The 22,216-nt window shown below is 38.6% G+C and carries 20 protein-coding genes; 9 read left to right on the top strand and 11 right to left on the bottom strand.

Annotated elements, in window-relative coordinates:
- Nucleotides 1-44: 44 nt before the first annotated feature.
- Nucleotides 45-1,127 (bottom strand): glycine cleavage system aminomethyltransferase GcvT, encoded by a 1,083-nt coding sequence (gene gcvT / locus PALI_RS14935; protein ID WP_193156323.1) that lies wholly within the window; start codon nt 1,125-1,127, stop codon nt 45-47.
- Between the two features lie 97 nt (nt 1,128-1,224).
- The gene (locus PALI_RS14930; protein WP_193156322.1) at nt 1,225-1,824 is read right to left on the bottom strand and encodes a hypothetical protein; all 600 of its coding nucleotides are present in this window, start codon (nt 1,822-1,824) and stop codon (nt 1,225-1,227) included.
- Between the two features lie 127 nt (nt 1,825-1,951).
- On the opposite strand from PALI_RS14930, the gene PALI_RS14925 reads away from it, so the two are divergent.
- Both PALI_RS14925 and PALI_RS14920 read left to right on the top strand, forming a co-directional pair.
- Nucleotides 1,952-2,797: a LysR family transcriptional regulator gene (locus PALI_RS14925; protein WP_077535947.1), complete on the top strand. Its 846-nt coding sequence runs from the start codon at nt 1,952-1,954 to the stop codon at nt 2,795-2,797.
- Between the two features lie 297 nt (nt 2,798-3,094).
- Nucleotides 3,095-5,251, top strand: coding sequence for a TonB-dependent receptor family protein (locus PALI_RS14920; protein WP_193156321.1), 2,157 nt, complete (start codon nt 3,095-3,097; stop codon nt 5,249-5,251).
- 530 nt (nt 5,252-5,781) lie between these two features.
- Here PALI_RS14920 and rlmB read toward each other — a convergent pair.
- The 6 genes from rlmB to PALI_RS14890 form a co-directional block, all read right to left on the bottom strand.
- The gene (gene rlmB, locus PALI_RS14915; protein ID WP_193156320.1) at nt 5,782-6,525 is read right to left on the bottom strand and encodes a 23S rRNA (guanosine(2251)-2'-O)-methyltransferase RlmB; all 744 of its coding nucleotides are present in this window, start codon (nt 6,523-6,525) and stop codon (nt 5,782-5,784) included.
- Nucleotides 6,522-9,014 carry a ribonuclease R gene (rnr, locus tag PALI_RS14910; protein WP_193156319.1) on the bottom strand — a complete coding sequence of 831 codons (2,493 nt, stop codon included), beginning with the start codon at nt 9,012-9,014 and terminating at the stop codon, nt 6,522-6,524. The genes rlmB and rnr overlap by 4 nt, the downstream gene beginning before the upstream one ends.
- A gap of 388 nt (nt 9,015-9,402) precedes the next feature.
- Nucleotides 9,403-10,137 carry an enoyl-CoA hydratase/isomerase family protein gene (locus PALI_RS14905; RefSeq protein ID WP_193156318.1) on the bottom strand — a complete coding sequence of 245 codons (735 nt, stop codon included), beginning with the start codon at nt 10,135-10,137 and terminating at the stop codon, nt 9,403-9,405.
- Between the two features lie 160 nt (nt 10,138-10,297).
- Nucleotides 10,298-10,912 (bottom strand): response regulator transcription factor, encoded by a 615-nt coding sequence (locus PALI_RS14900; RefSeq protein WP_077535951.1) that lies wholly within the window; start codon nt 10,910-10,912, stop codon nt 10,298-10,300.
- Nucleotides 10,909-12,012 carry a sensor histidine kinase gene (locus tag PALI_RS14895; RefSeq protein ID WP_193156317.1) on the bottom strand — a complete coding sequence of 368 codons (1,104 nt, stop codon included), beginning with the start codon at nt 12,010-12,012 and terminating at the stop codon, nt 10,909-10,911. Before PALI_RS14895 ends, PALI_RS14900 begins: the two co-directional genes overlap by 4 nt.
- Nucleotides 12,009-12,179, bottom strand: a complete 171-nt coding sequence (locus tag PALI_RS14890; protein ID WP_193156316.1) for a hypothetical protein — start codon at nt 12,177-12,179, stop codon at nt 12,009-12,011. Before PALI_RS14890 ends, PALI_RS14895 begins: the two co-directional genes overlap by 4 nt.
- A gap of 165 nt (nt 12,180-12,344) precedes the next feature.
- Here PALI_RS14890 and PALI_RS14885 point away from each other — a divergent pair, with 165 nt between their 5' ends.
- The 4 genes from PALI_RS14885 to queG all read left to right on the top strand — a co-directional run bounded on the left by PALI_RS14885 (nt 12,345) and on the right by queG (nt 16,441).
- On the top strand, nt 12,345-13,211 hold the full coding sequence (locus tag PALI_RS14885; protein WP_077535953.1) for a DMT family transporter: 867 nt from the start codon (nt 12,345-12,347) through the stop codon (nt 13,209-13,211).
- A complete protein-coding gene (locus tag PALI_RS14880; RefSeq protein ID WP_077535954.1) occupies nt 13,208-13,912 on the top strand; it encodes a glycerophosphodiester phosphodiesterase in 705 nt (234 codons plus the stop codon). The genes PALI_RS14885 and PALI_RS14880 overlap by 4 nt, the downstream gene beginning before the upstream one ends.
- A 51-nt stretch (nt 13,913-13,963) precedes the next feature.
- Complete coding sequence (locus tag PALI_RS14875; RefSeq protein WP_193156315.1) at nt 13,964-15,184, top strand: methyl-accepting chemotaxis protein; 1,221 nt, start codon at nt 13,964-13,966, stop codon at nt 15,182-15,184.
- Nucleotides 15,185-15,301: 117 nt separating this feature from the next.
- Nucleotides 15,302-16,441, top strand: a complete 1,140-nt coding sequence (gene queG / locus PALI_RS14870; RefSeq protein WP_404935937.1) for a tRNA epoxyqueuosine(34) reductase QueG — start codon at nt 15,302-15,304, stop codon at nt 16,439-16,441.
- Nucleotides 16,442-16,475: 34 nt separating this feature from the next.
- Here queG and PALI_RS14865 read toward each other — a convergent pair whose 3' ends face one another.
- The 3 genes from PALI_RS14865 to PALI_RS14855 all read right to left on the bottom strand — a co-directional run bounded on the left by PALI_RS14865 (nt 16,476) and on the right by PALI_RS14855 (nt 20,255).
- Complete coding sequence (locus PALI_RS14865; RefSeq protein ID WP_077535956.1) at nt 16,476-17,603, bottom strand: response regulator; 1,128 nt, start codon at nt 17,601-17,603, stop codon at nt 16,476-16,478.
- A gap of 64 nt (nt 17,604-17,667) precedes the next feature.
- Complete coding sequence (locus PALI_RS14860) at nt 17,668-19,650, bottom strand: sensor histidine kinase (protein WP_193156313.1); 1,983 nt, start codon at nt 19,648-19,650, stop codon at nt 17,668-17,670.
- A gap of 116 nt (nt 19,651-19,766) precedes the next feature.
- Nucleotides 19,767-20,255, bottom strand: a complete 489-nt coding sequence (locus tag PALI_RS14855; protein ID WP_077535958.1) for a GNAT family N-acetyltransferase — start codon at nt 20,253-20,255, stop codon at nt 19,767-19,769.
- 81 nt (nt 20,256-20,336) lie between these two features.
- Between PALI_RS14855 and PALI_RS14850 the strand changes: the two genes are divergently transcribed.
- The 3 genes from PALI_RS14850 (at nt 20,337) to PALI_RS14840 (ending at nt 22,153) form a co-directional block, all read left to right on the top strand.
- Nucleotides 20,337-20,912 carry a glutathione peroxidase gene (locus PALI_RS14850; RefSeq protein WP_193156312.1) on the top strand — a complete coding sequence of 192 codons (576 nt, stop codon included), beginning with the start codon at nt 20,337-20,339 and terminating at the stop codon, nt 20,910-20,912.
- Nucleotides 20,913-20,995: 83 nt separating this feature from the next.
- Nucleotides 20,996-21,277, top strand: a complete 282-nt coding sequence (locus tag PALI_RS14845; RefSeq protein ID WP_077535960.1) for a peptidylprolyl isomerase — start codon at nt 20,996-20,998, stop codon at nt 21,275-21,277.
- A 525-nt stretch (nt 21,278-21,802) separates the two neighbouring features.
- Nucleotides 21,803-22,153: a DUF2750 domain-containing protein gene (locus PALI_RS14840; RefSeq protein ID WP_007579911.1), complete on the top strand. Its 351-nt coding sequence runs from the start codon at nt 21,803-21,805 to the stop codon at nt 22,151-22,153.
- Nucleotides 22,154-22,216: the final 63 nt, after the last annotated feature.

The following is a 22,216-nucleotide window of genomic DNA, read 5'->3' as shown; positions in this document are numbered from 1 at the left end:
GATATCAATCACTGTAATTACACTGATTGATATAACCAAATTATTTAAATTATTGATTTACCGTTACGTACAAAGCTAGGCTTTACTACTTTAACGTTTACTAATTTTTTACGCATTTCTACTTGAGCTGTGTCGCCTGTTGAACGTGGTACACGTGCAAGGGCTACACTAAAACCAAGTGTTGGTGAGAAAGTACCTGAGGTAATAACCCCTTCACCACCATCAACAATTACTTTTGAACCGCTACGCAGCACGCCTTTTTCTTCAAACACTAAGCCAACTAGTTTGTCAGTGCTTTTTTCTGCGCGTTGCTTAACAAGTACGTCACGACCAATAAAGTCGCGATCTTCTGGTTCCCATGCAATGGTCCATGCCATGTTAGCTGCAAGTGGAGATACGCTTTCGTCCATATCTAGGCCGTAAAGGTTCATACCTGCTTCTAAACGTAGCGTGTCGCGTGCACCTAAACCAGCAGGCGCTACACCTGCATCTAGCAGTTGTTGCCATAAATCGGCCGCTTGGTCGTTCGGTACTACTATTTCGTAACCGTCTTCGCCAGTATAACCCGTTGTGGCAATAAATAAATCACCTACTTGCACACCAAAAAACGGCTTCATGCCTTCAACAGCGGCTTGTTGCTCAGTATTTAAAAGTGTGGCTGTTTTTGCTTTTGCGTTAGGGCCTTGCACTGCAATCATTGCAAACTCTGGGCGCTCAGTAACTGTAACGGTAAAATCGCTCGATACTTTAGCTAAATGTGCGAGGTCTTTTTCACGTGTCGCTGAGTTAACAACTAGGCGATAAAACGTTTCGCTAAAAAAGTAAATAATTAAATCATCAATTACGCCGCCTTGCTCATTAAGCATGCCGGTGTAAAGTGCTTTACCAGGCACTGTTAATTTAGCTACGTCGTTTGCTACTAACTTACGTAAAAATGCTTGAGCTTGCTCGCCTTCAATATCAACAATTGTCATGTGTGATACGTCAAACATACCTGCATCAGTACGAACGGCATTATGTTCTTCTATTTGTGAGCCGTAGTTGATTGGCATTTCCCAGCCATGAAAATCAACCATTTTTGCGCCCGCTTCTAGGTGCTTAGCATGTAGTACAGTTTTAGACGTCATAACATTCCTTCACGTTTAAATTAACCCTTAATGGGCGTGGCTTAAATAGATCTAAAAACAGGTAAGCATTACTATACTTACCTGTTGTTTATATTCGTTATGCGGCTTGATTTTGCATAAGTGCAAAACCATGCGCTTGCATATAGCTTTGCCATTTTTGTAGCTCTGGCGTTTTTGCTATAAGCACAAAGTGTTGTTCATCGCTTTTATCAATAGCAGTAATAAATACCTCACCACTTTGCGCGCCGTAACAAAGTTGCGCGTCAGAAAGGCGTAAACCTGGCGTTAACTTAAAAGCATCAACTAGGGTATCAAATGCGTTTTCGCCGCTTAGGGTAAAAGTAGTTAGGTCGGTACGAGTAACATAATCAATATCAAAACGAAGCTGTTGTTCATTTATAAGTGATTGTAATTGAAGGCTTGCGCTGTGTGGTAATACAAATCTAAAAGCGGTTTCGCTAAAATAATATACAGCGTAGCTATAATCAGAATTTAGGTCTTCGTCGAGCGACCCTTTCAATCCTAAGCCACTGGCCGTTAATTTAGTTAAATCGTGGCCTAAAATGGTACTTAAAAATACCGATGCTTCACTACCGCTAAAATCCATTACAACGGTGTTGTTATTTGCTTGCAAAGCGTTGACAACCGCGCTGCTAGCGTTGCTGTGGCGGGCAAACATAATTGGGTTAAAAGTCATAACAAACACCTATGTATTTTCAATGTATAAAAGTATATTGCGCAAGATGTATAACAACAAATTGTAATTATTTATCAATTGATAAATAATACTTATATATATGGCGACATAAATTGTAATTTTAAATATGAAAAATATATCAACCGACAGTTTACGCACCTTTGTTATGGTCGTTGAGGTAAGCGGCTTTGCTAAAGCTGGCGATTTATTGGGTTTGTCGCAACCGGCAGTAAGCTTGCAAATAAAGCGCTTGGAAGATGTGCTTGGATATAAGTTATTTAAAAAACAAGGCCAGCGCCAGGTACTTAACCAGTACGGCGAGCTATTACTGCCGATGGCAAAGCAAATGATGCAATACAACGATGCTATTTTGCAGCAATTTACCTCCGAAAATATTGCCGGTAGAGTGCGTTTGGGTATTCCTAGCGAATTTGCTGCGCGTATTTTGCCTTCCATTATTGGCGATTTTGTGGCGCTCTACCCTGAGGTGTCTTTAGAAGTTAAATCACGTTTGAGTAAGCATTTGCTTTCGGCTTCTCGCCAAGATCAATTTGATCTAGTCCTCGCCCTTAATGAACGGCTCAGCTCTGAAAAATTCCCGATTTTTATGCAAGACAAACTCGTATGGGTGGGCGACTTATCACTGGCTCAAAATGACGTAGTTACTTTAGTTACGGCGCCAGAGGGGTGTATTTATCGTCGCCGCGCAATTGATGCATTAAAAAGTGCCGGCATAAAATACCGTATTGTTTATAGCAATGCCGATTTAACCGGTCTTATTGCAGCGCTCAAAGAAGGGCTTGGCATTACCGTCCTTGCTAAAAGTACTGTACCCAGCGAGCTTAACTATCAGGTGCAAACTAAACACTTACCTGCCCTTGGCGATATTGGCATAAGTTTAGTTAAAAGTGCCGGAGAGTCGGAAAATGCGGTTGATAAACTCGCTGAATTTATAGCCCTGCGTTTAGGTTAAAGTAAGTGCTCAATTAGTTGAGCCGTTATTAACTAACCTGAACTCTAGATAATAAATCTATCTCAAGCAGCTATTTCAGCGCTAACTGCGTTAAATTTACTTGCAATAGGCTAACTGTGTTAGTAAATACCTTAACCAGAGTTCTGGTAAATTAGTATAATTTAGTTAACTAAGTTGCATAAGAAGACGTTTTTAGTTCTAAAAAACTGAATCATTAAATACTTAATAACATTGATTCGTATTCGTTAACGTGTTCAAATTACGCCAATTTCGATAATTGACATGATTAGGAACATAATGAACCCTAAATTTTTAGTATCTACCCTAGCAGCTGCGGTTGCTTTGTCTTTTAGTGCTACTGCAATAGCAAAAGACACCAGCGATAAAGAACAACGCTTTGAACAAATTACCGTTATTGGTTCACAACAAGCAATTAACGATATTCCAGGTTCGGCTACGTTTATTTCTGACGAAGAACTGCAAAAATTTGAATTCACCGATATTTCTCGCGTTTTAGCCTCTGTTCCGGGCGTTTACGTGCAAGAAGAAGACGGCTACGGTCTTCGCCCTAACATTGGTATGCGCGGTACAGGTACTGGCCGTAACGATAAAATTTCTGTAATGGAAGACGGTGTACTAGTTGCACCTGCGCCTTACTCTGCCCCTTCTGCTTACTACTTCCCTACTATGGGTCGTATGGAATCTATCGAAGTATTAAAAGGTGCGGCTTCTGTTAAGTATGGCCCTCGTACTACGGGCGGTGTTTTAAACTTGCTTTCACGCAGCCTACCTACTGAACCAAACAGCTCAAAAGGTATGATAGATGCAGCCCTTGGTAGCGACGGTTACTACAAAGGTCACGCTTACTTTGGTAAAGAAAAAAACAACACAGCAGGTTTAATTGAAGTATTTACTTACGGCGCAGACGGCTTTAAAGAGCTGCCAGTAGGCAATGACAACACCGGCTTTGAAAAAACAGATTTACTATTAAAGTTTGGCCATACGTTTGGTCAAAACGATGCGCATAATTTAGAGCTAAAAATTAAGTACTCTGACGAAACATCAGACGAAACATACATGGGCTTAACAGACGAAGACTATCAAGAAAGTCCTTATCGTCGTTATGCTGCATCGCAAAACGATGAAATGAACACTCGCCACAATGCATACCAGCTTAACTACGCGTATCGTTTTGGTGCTGGCTATGAGCTTTTAGCTACAGCTTACTTAAACGATTTTCATCGTAACTGGTATAAAGCCAGCAAAGTAAGTGAAAGCTACCTTGCGCAATACAGCGAATTTGAAGCAAACCCAACAAGCGAAGGTATCGAAGATATTGCTATTAAAGCTAACAACCGCGATTACCAAGCTAAAGGGATTCAGTCTGAATTACATATCCCTGCTGGCGATCACTACATTACGGTTGGCGTACGTTACCACGAAGACGAAATGGATCGTTTTCAATGGCAAGACAAATACACACTAAATCAAGATTTAAGCATGACGCTAACATCGCAAGGTGTTCCAGGCTCTGATAGCAACCGTGTAGATAGCGCAAAAGCAAGTACCTTGTTTATTCAAGACGAGTGGACAATTGATGCGTTAGTGATCAGTGCGGGTCTTCGTTATGAAGACATTACTATTACACGTGAAGAGTGGTCTAAATCAGATCCTACTCGCAGCAACGGTTTAACTAAAGATGTGTCTAACGACACTGAAATTTTAGTTCCGTCGTTAGGTGCTACTTACACACTTAACGAAAACGTGACACTACTTGCGGGCATTCAAAAAGGCTATGCACCTGCAGCACCGGGTAATGCAGTTCAAGAAGAAGAAGAAAGTGTAAACATCGAGTTTGGCTCTCGCTTCAATATGGATAGCTTTAGCGGTGAAGTTATTGCATTTTACTCTGATTACGACAACATGCACGGTAACTGTACTGCATCTGTAGGTTGTAGCGACGACAACATTGGCGACCAATACAACTACGGTAAAGTAGAAGTATCAGGCTTTGAGTTTAGCGCTGGCCGTACGTTTGCGACTGATGCAGCTATGTTCCCAGTTAAATTAACGTACACTTACACTGATTCTGAATTTAAAAACGATTTTGATTCAGAGATTTGGGGCGCGGTAGAAAAAGGCGATGCAATGCCTTACGTACCAGAAAACCAAGTAGCGTTATCATTAGGTGCTGAGTTTTCTGCTTTTGTAGTAAACAGCCAAGTGCGTTACGTATCTGATGCGCACGCGAACTTAACGCAGTCAGGCTTAAACGCAATTGATAGCCGCGTTGTGTGGGATTTAGCCGCTAAATACTTAATTGATGAGAATCAAAAAGTATACCTAAGCGTTGATAACCTGTTTGATAAAACATACATTGCTAACCGTTCAAACGGTGGCATTCAACCTGGTAAGCCGCGTACTGTACAGATGGGCTACACTTACTCATTCTAAATTAAAAGCTGGTTAAACGGTTCACTAACAGCGTTAATAATTTTTTATGTAAGAACACTACACATCTAAATTATTGCCTTGTTATTAAACCGTTTACCTGCGCTTTGTATAGGATAAATGGTTCACTAACAGCGTTAATAATTTTTTATGTAAAAGCACTACACATCTAAATTATTGCCTTGTTATTAAACCGTTTACCTGCGCTTTGTATAGGAGAAATGGTTCACTAACAGCGTTAATAATTTTTTATGTAAAAGCACTACACATCTAAATTATTGCCTTGTTATTAAACCGTTTACCTGCGCTTTGTATAGGAGAAATGGTTCACTAGCTGTGTTAAAAATAACTGATATAAGAACAGCTATATTTCGTTATTTTTGCCTTGCTATAGAGCTATTTTACTATCGCTATAATAGAGCATCAATTGGTGTAAAGTTAAAGCGTAAATTACAGATACAAAAAAGCCGAGATTGAATTTCAATCTCGGCTTTTTTAATACTTAATTTAAATTAGGTATTATTTATTAGGTATTAGTTATTTGCGTTACGTTGGCGTAATACTTCAAACAAACAAATACCCGTGGCTACCGATACGTTTAAGCTTGAAACAGTACCCGCCATTGGGATTTTAACGAGCATATCGCAATGCTCACGCGTTAAGCGGCGCATGCCCTCGCCTTCTGCGCCCATAACAATCGCCATTGGGCCTGTTAAGCTTGCATCAAATACGTGGTTATCAGTTTCACCAGCAGTGCCTACAACCCATACGCCTGCATCTTTAATTTCGCGAAGCGTACGCGCAAGGTTAGTCACTTGAATAAGCGGCACTGTTTCGGCTGCACCACAAGCTACTTTACGTGCTGTACCGTTAAGCTTAGCAGAACGATCTTTAGGTACAATGATAGCGTGAACACCCGCAGCATCTGCACTACGTAGGCATGCGCCTAAGTTATGCGGATCGGTAATGCCATCGAGCACAAGTAAAAACGGTGTATCTTCACGAGCGATTATCGCATCAAGATCTTTTTCATTAAACGTAGGCGCTGCTTTTACGTTGGCAATAATACCTTGATGCTGCTCACCTTTTGATTTGCTATCAAGGGCTTTGCGCTGCATAAACTGTACTGAAATACCAAATTTAAGTGCTTCATCAATAATCGGAGTTGAGCGTTTGTCGTCACGGCCTTTGAGGGCGTAAATTTCAACAAAACGCTCTGGTTCGCTTTCTAAAATTGCTTCAACAGAATGAAAGCCAAAAATTAATTCATTACTCACGTATTGTCTGCTCCTGGGCTAGTACGTTTACGGGCATTTTTGCCTGGTCTTTTAGGCTTTTTAACGGCCTTCTTCTTCGGTTTTTTCTTTACGGCAGTGTCTGCTGCTTTTTTATCTGCGGGTTTAGTTGCAGACTTATTTGCAGGCTTACCTTTATCTTTGTTCGCTGGCTTTTTTTTGCCTTTTGGTTTGTCATCGCTGTGCGATTTTTTACCCGGAACTTTGCCTGCTTTTAATTGTGCACGTACGCTTGCTGGTGCATGCTCAGATTTTCCTGCGCCTTTTGGTGCACGACGACGAGAGTATCTGTCTTGTGCTACATCGCCTTTAAGCGTTAAGTTTATACGGCGATCGTCTAAGCTAACCGACGCAACCTGTACAGTGACTTTGTCGCCAAGACGATATACAGTATTGGTGTGCTCACCAATCAAGCAATGTTTTGCAGCATCGTGTGCAAAAAATTCGTCACCTAAATTAGTAACATGGATCAATCCGTCAATTTGTAAATCGTCTAAACGAATAAACAAACCAAAGTTAGTAACTGATGAAATAACACCGTTAAACTCGTCACCTACGTGATCTTGCATAAATTCGCATTTAAGCCAATCAGCTACTTCACGAGTTGCATCGTCGGCGCGGCGCTCTGTTGTAGAACATTGCTCACCGAGTTGATCAACTTCATCATCGGTATACGCGTATTCGCCAGACGTTTGCTGACCTTGTGCTTTTATTACTGCTTTAATAGCACGATGTACTACTAAATCTGGGTAACGACGTATTGGCGATGTAAAATGCGCGTAAGCCGATAACGCTAATCCAAAGTGACCAATGTTATCTGGCTGATATACCGCTTGTTTCATTGAACGCAGTAGCATAGTTTGAATAAGCTCGGCTTCTGGGCGGTCGCCTAGTCGCGCTAGTACTTGGGTTATTTCTTTTGGCGTTGGCTCGTCGCTCAAAGTGCTTTCGATACCTAACTCGCCTAAGAACTTAGTAAAGTTACCTAGTTTTTCGCTGTCGGGTTCGTCATGCACACGATAAAGCGCGCTTGCTTCGTGCTTTTCAAGAATTTTAGCCGCCGATACGTTGGCTAAAATCATACATTCTTCAATGAGTTTGTGCGCGTCGTTACGAATAACAGGCACTATTGATTCTATTTTACGCTGAGCGTTAAATACAAAACGTGTTTCTAGAGTTTCAAACTCAATGGCACCACGGTCTTGGCGTGCTGCTTTAAGTGCCATGTACATTTGCTGTAAGTCAGTTAAATGTGGCACGACAGCTGAGTATTCTTCGCGTAGTTTTTCGTCGTTTTGTAAAATAGCATTTACTTTGGTGTAAGTTAAACGTGCATGCGAGTTCATTATCGCTTCGTAAAACTTATAACCCGAAAGTTTGCCCGCGCTCGATACGGTCATTTCGGCAACCATACATAAGCGATCTACTTTTGGATTAAGCGAACATAATCCGTTAGAAAGCACTTTTGGTAGCATCGGAATTACTTGCTCAGGAAAATACACTGAGTTACCACGTAAAATTGCTTCTTTGTTAAGCGGCGTGTTCATTCCTACATAATGCGATACATCGGCAATAGCAACCCATAAGCGCCAGCCACCTGATTTTTTAGGTTCGCAATATACGGCGTCATCAAAGTCGCGAGCGTCTTCGCCATCAATGGTTACAAGTGGTAAATCACGTAAATCTACACGGCCTTGTTTGTCAGCCTCTTCAACAAACTCACCTAGGTGAGCAACTTGTGCTTCAACTTCTTCTGGCCATACGTGTGGAATATCGTGATTACGCAACGCAACTTCAATTTCCATACCTGGGGCTAAATGCTCACCCAATACATCAACAACTTTACCTACCGCATTCATGTTGCGACTCGGATTTTGGGTGATTTTAACCTGCACCATTTGGTTATGGCGGGCACCGTTTTCGTTGCCTGGTAAAATCATTATATCTTGCGTTATGCGCGGGTCTTCAGCGACTACAACAGCAATACCGTGCTCAACAAAATAACGGCCAACAACTGGCGCACGCTCATTTGTAAGTACTTTTATAATACGTGCATCGCATTTTGAACCTGAGCCACGTTTGGTGCCTTTAGCAAGTACAATGTCGCCATGTAGCACCATGTTCATTTGATGCTTAGCAATAAACCAATCTTTACTCTCGCCTTCAACTTCTAAAAAGCCAAAACCGTCTCTGTGGCCTATTACTTTGCCTTTAGTTAAACCGGCTTCGTCAATCAGGGCGTAGCATTTAAATTTATTGAAATACAGCTGTCCGTCACGCTCCATAGCGCGAAGGCGGCGTTTAAATGCTATTTGGCGCTCGTCATCATTTACTGCTAGTTCTTCACATAATTGCGCATAGTTAGCAGGCTTTGAACGCTCTTGAAGGTGAGTAAGTATAAACTCACGGCTAGGGACTGGGTTTTCGTACTTTTCTTGTTCTCGACTGAGATTTGGATCTTGGTTTGACATTCACTATCTTGTTAGTTGGTTATGTAGGTATTTTAACCCATATAGTTAAAATGAGACAGGTAAAAGCTGTTAAACTTTTAAGAAAGCACTTTTACCTTGCAGTTTGGTCTGAAAATCTAGCGCAATGGGCCTTAACGAGTCCTTAATTGTGAAACGAGTTTTGGATTTAGCTAACACCGCTTTTACTAACTAACCTGAACTCTGGATAATAAATCTATCTCAAGCTGCTATTTTCAGCGCTAACTGCGTTGAATTTATTTGCAATAGGCCCGCTATTGACGCGTAAATTCGCCTTGCTTTCACTGAAAATCTCTGGCTAGAGAAAATAAATCTAAATATCACCATAATTCAATGTGTTAGTAAATATCTTAACCAGAGTTTAGGTTAACTATTTATTTTGTAAGTTTCCCCAAAGCACTTTACTTATATTATCAATAAAGCTTGGGTCCTCTTCTTTCATTGTTAGTAAAATTTGTTTGTTCATTTGTGTTTTATTTTGTTTATAGATCCAGCGATTTTTATTAAATTGCTGAGCAAATTCAAGCACGCCAACTTGTAGCTCATCGTTATTTGTAAACACCGCTTCAACCACTTTGTTGTCTAGCAACTGCAGAGCGCCGACTCGCTCACCCGACATAGCTAAACGATTAAAAAATGTTTGCGAAATTGCTTTATTAATTATAGGAAACATTGAGGGTACAAACGGCACCATTACATCCACTTCTGGGAAACAAAAAAAGCCTTTATCTGACTTCATAAATCTAAAATCGCACGCACACGCAAGCACAGAACCATTACCATAGGTATGCCCGTTTAACGCAGCAATAATAGGCATAGGAAAAGTAACTATGCGCTTGAATAAGTCGCCTATTTGCACCATAAAATCGGAAATTGCTGCAGGTAAAATGCTTGGGTTAGACATCCACTCGAGGTCGATACCTAATGACCAGTTTTTATCACTCGAAGACGTTAAAATAACTGACTTAATATTTTGATCAGCTTCAATGTGGTCAAGGTGTAAATTAAACTCAGCCAAAAACGCTGGATTGTGACGGTTTTCAGCGGTATTCATGGTGAGTATAGCGGTATTATTTTTAGTTGTTAGCTCTATTATATTAGCCATTAAACCCTCTTTTAACGCTTTTTAAGTTGATTTTAAGCGCTGTTCGTTACTTTTATAGTTATTGGTAACATAGTAATACTTTACTCATAACTTATAAACCCACTATTTTATTCTCGAACGAGCACAAACACATTTACGTGTTTTATACCTTGCTTTAAATCTATAGCCATCCTTTTTGTTTAGCTATACGTGCTGCATCTATTCGATTTGTGGCATTAAGCTTTGCGATAGCATCTGAGAGATAATTACGTGTGGTGCCCTCGCTGATAAATAGCTGCTTGGCTATTTCGCTAGTTTTAAGGCCATCGCTTGCAAGTTTTAGCGCTTTACGCTCTTTATCGGTCAGCGGGTCCGAGTCATCTAATGCATTAATAGCAAGCTCTGGATCTATTACTTTTTGACCTTGCATGACTTTTTTAAGGGCATTTATTAATTCTTCACTTGGTGCTTCTTTTAAAATAAAGCCTTTAGCCCCTGCGGCAATCGAACGTCTTATATAACCAGCGCGAGAAAACGTAGTCATAATAACCATTTTTATTTTTGGGTATTTGGCTGCAATTTGCTCGCTAAGCTCTATCCCATTCATATTTGGCATTTCTATATCAGTTAAAATTACATCTGGATGTAAATCACTATCAAGCATCTTAATTGCATTGAGTGCATCTTGGCCGTTACTTGCTTGCCCAATAACCTCTATATTAAAATCAAGGCTTAACAGTGCAGCAATTGCATCGCGAACAAGCGCCTGATCTTCCACTAAATATACTTTGATCATTGTAAATCCTTAGCCGTAATTGGCAGCATTACATTTAAAGTAAAGGTATCGCCACAGGTAAATGAAGCACTGCCCTTTAATTGTTCTGCTCGCTCTTTAATACCACTGAGGCCATTGCCCGAATTCAATGCGCTGCATGGAGCATGGTCAATAACGGTTATGAGTAATTGCTGCGCTGTTTGCTCTATATTTATTTCACAGATTTTTGTGCTGCTATGGCGCAATAGATTTGTAACTGCCTCTTTAATTATAAGACCAGCGAACCCCTCGACTTTAAAGGGTAAAGTATTTAAAACCACATTAAATGTAACATTAAAGTCTTGCTCTATTAATCGTTGTTTTAGCTGTGCTACTTGGCTGACAAGATTAAGCTGTTTTAAATCACTTACGGCGCTTCTTACGTCACTAAGTAATTGCCTTGCAAGATCTGCCACTTGTGCAATCTCGCTATTTGCTTGAGCGTAACGCTCACCTTGGTTTAATTTATTGGCAAGCTCAGCCTTTAAAGCAATAGATGACAGTGAGTGGCCTAAAATGTCGTGTAAGTCGCGAGCTATCCGTTCGCGCTCAGCAATAGCTGCTAACTGCTCTAATTGGTTAGCACTTTCCTGCTCACGTTTTTTGTACAGGCTCTCTCTTTTAGCTGCAATACCGTAACTAAATAAGGCGGCACATAGAATCAAAGCCACAGCTAAAAAGTACTCAACTTTTCCTATATCACCAATATATGCACTTAATAAAACAGTTAGAATTATCGCTAATGCGCCATAAAATCTTTGCAGTTTACTGTATGTGTAACCGGCTACATAGGCGACAAAACCAAATAAGGTAGGCGTGCCTGAGTTATAAAAAGTAGCGCAGAAACAAATTAATAGCATGGCTACAAACAACTTAGTTACACCTGTATTTTTGCAGTTTATTGCTTTTACATACAAAAGAATAAAAGCAATATAAAAGGCTAAAGACATAGTTATTTGGTTAGCCGTAAAGCTCGCAAAATTAATTATTAGTGGGAGTAAATAAAAGCCGGTAAAAATTAAATGTCCATATTTCCAAAAATCTTTATCGCTTTGTTGAGAGTAAGTGTTAAGTGAGCTCATACTAATACCTCAGGCATATTATTTTTATTTATTGCACTATTTTTATTAATAAAGATAAATAACACAAAAACACACACAAACATAAAGCAATCGACATAGGTAATAGTAAAACTAAGCGACTCTAAAAAATCGCTAATAGATAAACTGAATAAAATAAATGTACTCATGTTTTAATTCCCTTCTTTTAAGTAGGGCAATTATGACAACATACATAAGTAATATGAGTGTGGATTGTCACCAACATTCCTGACATTTGTCAGATGTTAAAAAATTCATCTCAAGAATTTTTAAGCGATGTTAATATGCTAAAAAAAGCACGATAAGGAATCTAAATGCAATCCCAACAACAAAGCTTACTTTACTTACATATTGCGGTATTACTTTTTGGCGGAACGGCTCTGTTTGCAAAACTGATTGGTTTAAATGCGCTTGATATAACCGTTTATAGAGCAGCAATTGCTGGCATTGCTATTTACATTTTACTTAATGTGCAAAAAAAGCAGATTAAACTTAATAAACCTAAAGATTATTTAATTGCGATATTACTCGGTGCGGCTGTTGGTATACATTGGGTGACTTACTTTGCTGGCATGCAAATGGCGGGGATAACAATTGGTATGCTCGCATTTTTTAGCTACCCAGTTATTACGGTGTTTTTAGAACCTTTAGTAAATAAAAGTAAACCTAAAACTAAAGATGTGATCAGTGCCGCAGTCGTTATATTAGGTATTTACCTACTCGTGCCTACGGCAAATTTAGGTGATGATGTCACCCTCGGAGTAATAACTGGCGTGGTCTCAGCGCTATTTTTTTCAATAAGAAATATTACCCATAAACGTTATTTTAGCCAATATGGCGGCCCACAAACGATGTTTTATCAAACTTTAGTGGCCAGCCTTATGTTATGTGCTTTTATTGAAGTACCTGTATATGAAGTAAGTAACCATGACTTATTATTAATTTTAATTGCCGGAGTTATATTTACAGCAACACCCCATTCATTATTTGCAGCCAGTTTAAAACATTTATCTGCCGCTACTGCGGGGTTGATTTCTTGCCTTCAACCTCTTTATGGCACACTATTAGCTATAATTATCATCCATGAACGCCCGTCAATAATGACGCTTGTTGGTGGCGTATTAATTGTTAGCGCGGCCTGTTTTGAAACGTGGTCAATTACACGAAAAGGACGACAATGAAAGTATTTGCACACAGAGGCGCAAGCGGGCATTTTCCTGAAAATACTAAAAGCGCTATTTTGGAAGCATTAAAGATAGGCGTAGATGGCATTGAAGTAGACATACAAAGCGCCATTGATGATTACATGTTAATTCACGACTCATGGCTAGATAGAACTACAAATGGCACAGGCAAAGTAAATGAGTTTCATGTATCTGAATTAACTAAATTAAATGCGGGTAATGGTGAAGTAATACCAACACTACAACAACTATTCGATTGGAATAACAACAAAACATTACTCAACCTTGAACTAAAACATGCATTTGAACTTGAGAAATTTGCCACTCAACTCGAAAACAACATAAGTGCGAGAAAAATATCATGTGCTAATGTTTTAGTATCGTCATTTGATCACCATCAATTACTCTGGCTTAAGAGGCGTTTACCCTGGTTGAAAATAGGCGCACTCACGTCTTCGATTCCTATCAACTATGCTAAATTTGCTGAAGACCTAAATGCCTATAGTGTTCATGTGGACAAAAGCTTTGTAAATAAAGCGTTTACTGACGATGCAAAAAAAAGAGGACTAAAGATTTATGCTTATACGGTCGATAAAGAACAAGACATAGCGCTAATGCTTGATTATGGCATAGATGGGATTTTTACAAACTACCCTACGCAAACAAAAGCTTACCTGTTATCGTTACAAACAAGCTAACTGCCTTACTTATGATTTATTACTAAATTAAAATCACAAAGGTTTATGGAAATGAGCGGTTTTATGAAAATTTATAACTACATTGAGCAAACCTTCTTTTTTACGTTAACTCGTAAAATTGTGGGAAATTTAAGTTTTGTATTTTTATTTCAAGCTATTACGCTATTTTGGCTATACCAAAGTTTAAGCGAGCAGCAACAAAGTACAGGGATGTTTTGGTTACTCACGCTGGTAATTATTGCAGGCTTTGTATTTACGCTTTTTTATATGCGCTTTTTAATTGTTCGCCCTATTACTGCTATGCGTAATACGCTTATAAAAATCAATCAACAAGATGGTAATTTAGCCGCTAAGCTACCTCATTTTTCATATGACGAATTTAGAGATTTAAGCACACAATACAATGCATTTACTACTCATTTAGGCGAGTTGCTAAATACAACTTATTGCAGCGCTGAAGCAAGCGCTGATAGTAATAAAGCGGTTAGTGAATCAATGCAAAATACACAGCATTCAAGCGAGCAACAAATACATTTAAGTCGCAGTATTATTGACGCTAGTATGCAAATAACTCAAAGCTTACAAAATATCGTGAGTAATACCGACAGTGTACACAATGTTAATAATGAACATTTAGCGTTTGTAAAACTCTCAGCGAAGGAGCTTTCAACACTTGTTGAGCAAGTTAAATTAATTACCAATATGCTGGGAAATTTTTCAAATACGATCGCGGGTTTAAAAGAAAATAGCGAAAACATTCGCAGTATTTTGAAGATGGTTGAAGAGTTTTCAGATCAAACCAACTTATTAGCATTAAACGCGGCTATAGAAGCAGCAAGAGCCGGCGAAGCTGGAAGAGGCTTTGCGGTTGTAGCCGATGAAGTACGCACACTTTCTATAAAAGTAAGTGGCGCAACAAGGCAAATTAGCGATTTTATTACTCAAATGAATGAGCTAGTAAACGAGACAAATAAAGAGTCAGAGCAATTAATTACTCACTCCAACAATGCGCAAAATTCAATAAGCGCAACGTCTGATGGGTTTGGTAAAATGCTCAATGAGTTTGAGCATAATCAGCAACAATTACAGCAAATAGCCAGCGCTGTACATTTACTTGAGCAAACACAAAATCAAACTCACCAATCTGTTGAGCAAATTGTTGAGCTTGGTGAACATGCTAAACAGCTAATAGACACTGCATCGGCAGATAGTGAGCAATCCCAACAACTAAGCTTACAAACTCAACAACAATTAAAACGGTTTGTGCTTTAACAATCGGTGGCTTATGAAAACGTGTTTTTCTTTAGAGGTTGAACTACTTTTAATCTACAAAGATAAACACGCCCGAGTAAATATGCTAAATTACGCCGCTATTTATTTAAGTGTGTGATGTGTGTGAGCAACCCGACCCCAGACTATAAAAAAATTGCCCTACAAATAAAAGCTTGGGGGTTAGAACTTGGCTTCAGTGAAGTGGGTATTACTGATATTGATTTAAGCCAGCACGAAGCACAACTTCAGCGCTGGCTTGATGCAGGCTTTCATGGTTCGATGGATTATATGGCAGCGCACGGTATGAAGCGCGCTCGACCAGCCGAACTTGTACCTGGCACTCAACGCGTTATTTCGGTAAAAATGAATTACCTTCCGCCCGATGCTGGCTTTGCAAAAACATTAAAAAATAAAGAAAAAGCCTATATAAGCCGTTATGCACTGGGTCGCGATTACCATAAATTAATGCGCAATCGATTAAAAAAATTAGGCCAAAAAATAGAACAAGAAATTGGCGAATATGGCTTTAGGCCTTTTGTAGATTCAGCCCCTGTACTTGAACGCCAGTTAGCTGAAAAAGCAGGTTTAGGCTGGCGTGGTAAAAACTCCTTACTAATTAATCAAAAAGCAGGGTCGTGGTTTTTTTTAGGCGAACTATTTATTGATTTGCCATTACCTATAGACGCCGAAAACACCTTTGAGGGCTGCGGTAAATGTGTTGCCTGTATAACGCTTTGCCCTACGGGTGCGATTGTAGAGCCCTATGTAGTAGATGCTCGCAAATGTATATCCTATTTAACAATAGAACTTCAGGGGCCTATTCCAGAGCAATATAGAGCACTATTAGGTAATCGTGTTTATGGCTGCGATGATTGCCAGTTAGTTTGCCCTTGGAATCGATATGGCCAAATTACTGATGAAAATGACTTTCACCCTCGCACACAATTAAAAGATAAAGACTTACTTGAGTTATTTGCTTGGGATGAGCCTACATTTTTAAAAAATACTGAAGGTAGCCCTATCCGTCGTATTGGCCACGAACGTTGGTTACGTAATATAGCAGTGGGCTTAGGTAATGCTGAGTTTAGCCCTGCTATTATTCACGCTCTTGAAGATAAAGGTCAACATTGCAGTGCGCTGGTTTTAGAGCATATTGAATGGGCACTAGCCCAACAAAATGATAAACAACGAGTTGCGCTACGTAAAACGGCCAGATTGATAAGAATTGTAGAAAAAGGCTTACCCAGAGATGCATAACATAACTTGAGTAAACCTTTATATTGCGAAGTAGTTAACTTTTCAAAAGTAATGACAGATCTTGCTCAATTTCGGCAAAAGCGGCTTTAACTTGTTGAACTGATTCTTCCCTCGCAATTGATTTTTGAATTGTTTCATCCACTTTTTTATAGATGAATATTTCTTGATCTTCATCTAACCCCATAGTTGGGATCCTTACTTCTAGATCTTCTTGTAGCTGTTTAAACACTTTTTCATTATTTTTACGATTATCATTTAGTAAACTAATTAAGCCATGAAACTTACTATGCACAGCACTTGCCACCGAATTTAGTTTCTCTTGCTGAGACTCAAGCATTTGTTTAGTTAATATCGCACGCAATTGCTGCTCAGTAACACTAACAATAAAGCAAGCATGATCGCGAATACGCCCGTGTTTATCGGGATCATGGTCTGGCATATTTAAAATCAATAAACTAATAAATTCATAATTTACTAAAATTCGATGTGAGAATTCATGTAACCGCCCTTTATTTTTAAGCATCTCAAATAACTCAATAACAATAGGTGAACAGACTCCATGTAATGCAAAATGATCAATATTATTGTCATACCTAAACTCAACGTTACTCTGCAAGTCAAATGACTGCAGACAGCTTACAAGGGCCTTACCAAGCGTTTGTGGATCATTTATAAAACCTATATTTTCAACATAATTAACTATTTGACCCATTTCACTACTATTTGCCATTGCATTGAACGCTGTTGAGGTAGCGGCCTCAACCTGCTTCTCAAGACTTTCTTTTTCTCTTAATACTTGGCTTAAGTTATTTAATTTTGACTTAAGTTCATTATGCCCAAATGGCTTGACAATATAATCCTCAGCGCCAACAGAGTAGCCTTCCATCCGCTCCTCAACCGTCCCCCTTGCTGATACAAACATGACAATTATATGCGCCGTATTTGGGTTAGATTTTAGGTTTTTACACACTTCGTAGCCATTCATTTGTGGCATGCTCACATCGAGCAAAATAACTTGTGGCATATATTCTTCAACCATGTCCAAGCATTCAGGGCCGCTCGTAGCAACTTTTAATTCAAAATCAAGAGACTCTAAGATTTCTTCAATTATCTCGAGGTTAAAAGGTTCGTCGTCAACTGCAAGAATTTTAGTTAAAGCCATAATATTTTACCTATTCAAATTCTAGAAAGTTATTGTGTTTGCCAATCAATTTTTAACTACTTTGCTACGCTAGCTCTTCATTTTCGGAGTGTTCGTCTTGCTTAATCTCCAGTGGGAATTGTATACAAATCGTCGCTCCACCATTTTCATTATTAATAGCTCTGATATCGCCTTGGTGCAAGGAGACAAACTCCCTACATAAAGCAAGCCCTAAACCAGTCCCACCTGCACCACTATTTGTTTTACTGCTTTGCACAAATTTAGTAAAAATATGCTCTAGTTCATCCTCAGGTATACCAACGCCATCATCAACAACTTCTATTATGGCAAACCCATTGTCTGATTCTAAGTTGACAGTTATTTTACTTTTTCGATCGCTAAACTTTAGTGCGTTACCTAATACATTTCGTAATAGTTGATTTATTTGCTCTTCATCACACTGCGCAACAACAGCAGGAGGTTGAGTTACAAATACAATTTCAATTTCCTTTTCCATTGCAGTACCTGCAACATCATCAATGCTCATTTTGATAATATTAGCTAAATTATTTGATCGGGGATTAAAAGGAAACTTTCCGACGTCAAGTTTAGATAAATCGAGCAAATTATTGAGTAAAGAAAGCAATCGCTCCCCACTACTTTCAATACGAGATAAATACTTTAAAAGCTTTTCTTTGGCTAAGTCACCCGCTTCAAGTTTATCTAAACCAAAACGCGCAAAGCTTAATATTGAATGCATTGGGGTGCGCAGTTCGTGTGACATATTTGCTAAAAATTCCGATTTACTTAAATTTGCCGCCTCTGCAACATTTTTAGCATGCTCTAACTGTGAAGTGCGTGCTCTTACTTGTTCTTCTAAAATATCTTTTGCTTCAAGTAGCAACTCTTCTTTTTGCTTTAAATGCGTTACGTTTTTAAATATGACCGCAAGTGCAATTTCGCCATGATGATCTATTTCATTAAATGATCCCACAAGCGGTATGTACCCACCCGCTGTTTTTGATAAGTATAGATCACAACTAAATTGTCGATTACTGTTTAAAGTAGATATTTTATCTTTAATAATTGCACTTGAATCTGAATCTAAAAAATTAAAAACCGACTTATTCTCAAGCTTATTAAACGTCAAATTAAATAACTTTAAACACGAATTATTAGCTTCAATTACGTTACCATCACGCTCAAATAGCATAATCGCATCGGGTGTGTTTTTATAAATAACTTGCAGTAAACTGTCTTTTTCAATGAGCGCATCTACTGTATCTTGGAGTCTTTCTACAAGCTCAGTATTGTGCCTTTGCAATAACTCGGTTTGCCATAATTTATGTACTGACTGCAAAAGAATATTATCATTAAGTGGTTTAATTAACACATCTTCAACCCCTTGACGAATTGCTTCTATCATCGAAACTTGATCTGAGCGAGAGGTAAAAAGTAAGCACCGGCAGCGGGGATATTCAACTTTTAATTTAGAAAAAATTTCAAGCCCCGTTGTATCGCCCAAACTAAAATCACTAATAAGTATATCTAAATCCCTATTTGTAACGACCTCTAAAGCTTCTTCAAAGTTAGTGGCTGTGTATGTTTTTATGTGCGCGCCCACTAAGCTGTTTTTCATATTTTCGAGACGTTCAGGTATATGGTCCACTAATAGAATTGTTGGTAACTGAAGTATATGATTCGAGCCTATTTCTAACAGACTTTCTAATAAAGACGTAATTTCTTTGTTTGAAAAAAACGGGTAAACCACTGTTGCATTAGGCACAACATGATTGAGCTCACTAAATGTAGTAAGCTGCTGGCCACTTTCAGCTTTTGGAGCAAGAAGCATAAAACGCTCTTGCGGTACTTTTTCAACTAAATATGCTATTGCAGTGACGGGAACGCCGTGCGCTATGACAATTAAGTCATAGCAACTCATATTGGTATACATTTTTAGCATAGAAAAATGAATTAATTCGACTTCACAGCCAATTAATTCTAAAAGTACCTTTACGCGCATAGCGATTACGCTGCTGCTATCTACAATTAATATTTTCCGAATCATCAAGCTACACTTACAGTTAATTAACTTAATATATAAATAGCGTAGTCTAATATTATTGGTTAGCACATTTTCCCATATATATTTACAAGAAAAAAATAACTATATAGTGGCGGGAGTTATTGCAAATGTTTTCCAAAAATCGTTAAGCTGTATAGCTTCCCATCCATAATGGCAACATTAGGAAGCTCTCCCCACACTGCAAAATTAAAGTGCTTAAATAGTTTAACACTTGGTAAGTTATGGCTAAAAATAAAGCCCAGTAATACTTTAATATTTAATTGTTTAGCTTGGGTTTGTGCAAAATTCATTAATTTTTTACCCAACCCTTTACCTTGTGCTTTTGCGGTAATGTAAATACTCATTTCAACAGTACCATCGTAGGCTGGACGACCATAAAATGATTTGTAACTTAACCATGCCAATACTTGGTTGTTTTCACAGTAAACGTAAATTGGCCGTTCTGCGGTATGACTATTAAACCAATCACGCTTTTCTGCAACAGTTACATTTTCTGTATCGGCGGTTACCATCCGCCCAGCAATGGTTTCGTTATAAATGGCGACAATGTCGCTAAGATCATTAATATTTGCTAAACGAGTGGTCATAAGTCATTACATGGTTGATCAATTTTCTCTATATTAGCGTATCATCATCAACTCTAACAATCGGAAATATAGGCGTTCGTTATGCTAAAAAAAGTTATTATAGGGCTCAGTATTTTATTTATAACTGTTACCGCGCAAGCTCAAAATAATTTCGATAGCAATGAGCAATCTGAACAAACCTGCACGGATTTTACTAATGTCGATATTCGTAAACTGCGCTCTGAAGAATCTATCAATTTATGTCAATTCAAAAATAAACCGCTGTTAATAGTAAACACAGCCAGTAATTGTGGCTTCACACCTCAGTTTAAAGATCTGGAAACACTATACCAACAATATAAAGAACAAGGGTTAGTCGTATTGGGGTTTCCTTCTGATGACTTTTTTCAAGAAGAAAACGATGAAAAAGACACAGCTAAAGTTTGCTTTATAAACTATGGGGTTACTTTTCCTATGTTTGCTACCAGTGAAGTACGTGGCAGCAACGCAAATCCAATCTTTAATCACTTAAACGCACAAACCAGCTCTCCTAACTGGAACTTTTATAAGTACCTTGTGTCTGCGGATCGTAAAACAATATTGCGTTTTAATAGTAAAATGTTACCAAATTCAGAGCAGATGATCTCAGCAATTGAAACTGTGCTTTCTGAGAAATAAGTTTATACTGGTACAATTAGTTGAAACTAACTAGAATGACATTTCATTAGGTTAAAAAAACACCAAATATAAGCGGAGAATTTATGACAGTGGCAAGCGCACGACACATCCTAGTAGACAGTGAAGCACAATGTTTAGACTTAAAAGAAAAAATTGAGCAAGGTGAAGCTTTTGCTGAGTTAGCAAAAGCACATTCTAATTGTCCTTCTGGCCAAGACGGCGGTGCCCTTGGTGAATTTGGTCCAGGTATGATGGTACCAGAATTTGATAAAGTGGTATTTTCTGCACCAATTAATGAAGTACAAGGCCCAGTGCAAACACAATTTGGTTATCATTTGCTTGAAGTAACCAGTCGTTCAGAATAATTTGATACATACCATTTATTAAAAGCCGCTCGTGCGGCTTTTTTATTAAATACCCATGCAGTCGAATTAGAACTTAGGCACAATAAAATAACGTCAACCTAGGGGCTGTTGATATTTCAAGTATACTTTTTAAACAAACGCCCCCTAATCGAGCAAATAAAAATCCTCCCAAAAACAACCTATTTAAATCGACGCTATGTTCACGCTTATTAACTCTAGCTCCATAGTGCGCTTTTTGCTTCAATAAGCCAGCCAAAGCTAATTGCATCAAATTAGCGATAAGTTTTCTAACTTACAAACGAACCGACTGAGCAAATATTAAACTGTTTAAATACTGATTTATGTGATCAAGTATTTAAAAGCTGTGAATACCTCAACATCAGTTTATACTACCTACTTGATTTGCTTTCGCGAACGGACTGACTTTAGTCAGCATCCAAAGCGTATTGCTTTTTATAAGCAATACAGCAAGCACTAAGCGGCAATAGATACTAATTCTCGTCACTAATTTAAAAAGGTAAACACATGAGCGATATCGAAATTGAATCACAACTGGTTAACTTCGTAGAAAAAGTACGTGTTAGCGAAGTAATTTGGGCACTCGGTGCAGAAGATAATGGCTTTGTAGTATGTGATTCTAATCAATTTGACGAAACTGACGTGTTACTACTTTGGGAAAGTGAAGCAGCAGCTAAAGCGCAATGTAAAGAAGAATGGAAAGACTACAGTCCTGTAGAGATCAACCTTGATGAATTTTTAGATGCATGGGTTGAAGACTTAAATGAAGATAATGCACTGGTTGGTATTAACTGGAATGATGACCAAGTATGCGCAGAAATTGAACCAACAGGCTTAGCTCGCGCACTGAGTGAGTAATACGCCACCTGCTTTATTTTTAAAGCGAGTAAACCCAACTAGCATCAACTGTTAGTTGGGTAT

The sequence above is a fragment of the Pseudoalteromonas aliena SW19 genome, from assembly GCF_014905615.1.
Classification (GTDB): Bacteria; Pseudomonadota; Gammaproteobacteria; order Enterobacterales; family Alteromonadaceae; genus Pseudoalteromonas; species Pseudoalteromonas aliena.
Note: the sequence above shows the minus strand (reverse complement) of the source record. Positions and strands in the feature narration are given on the sequence as shown.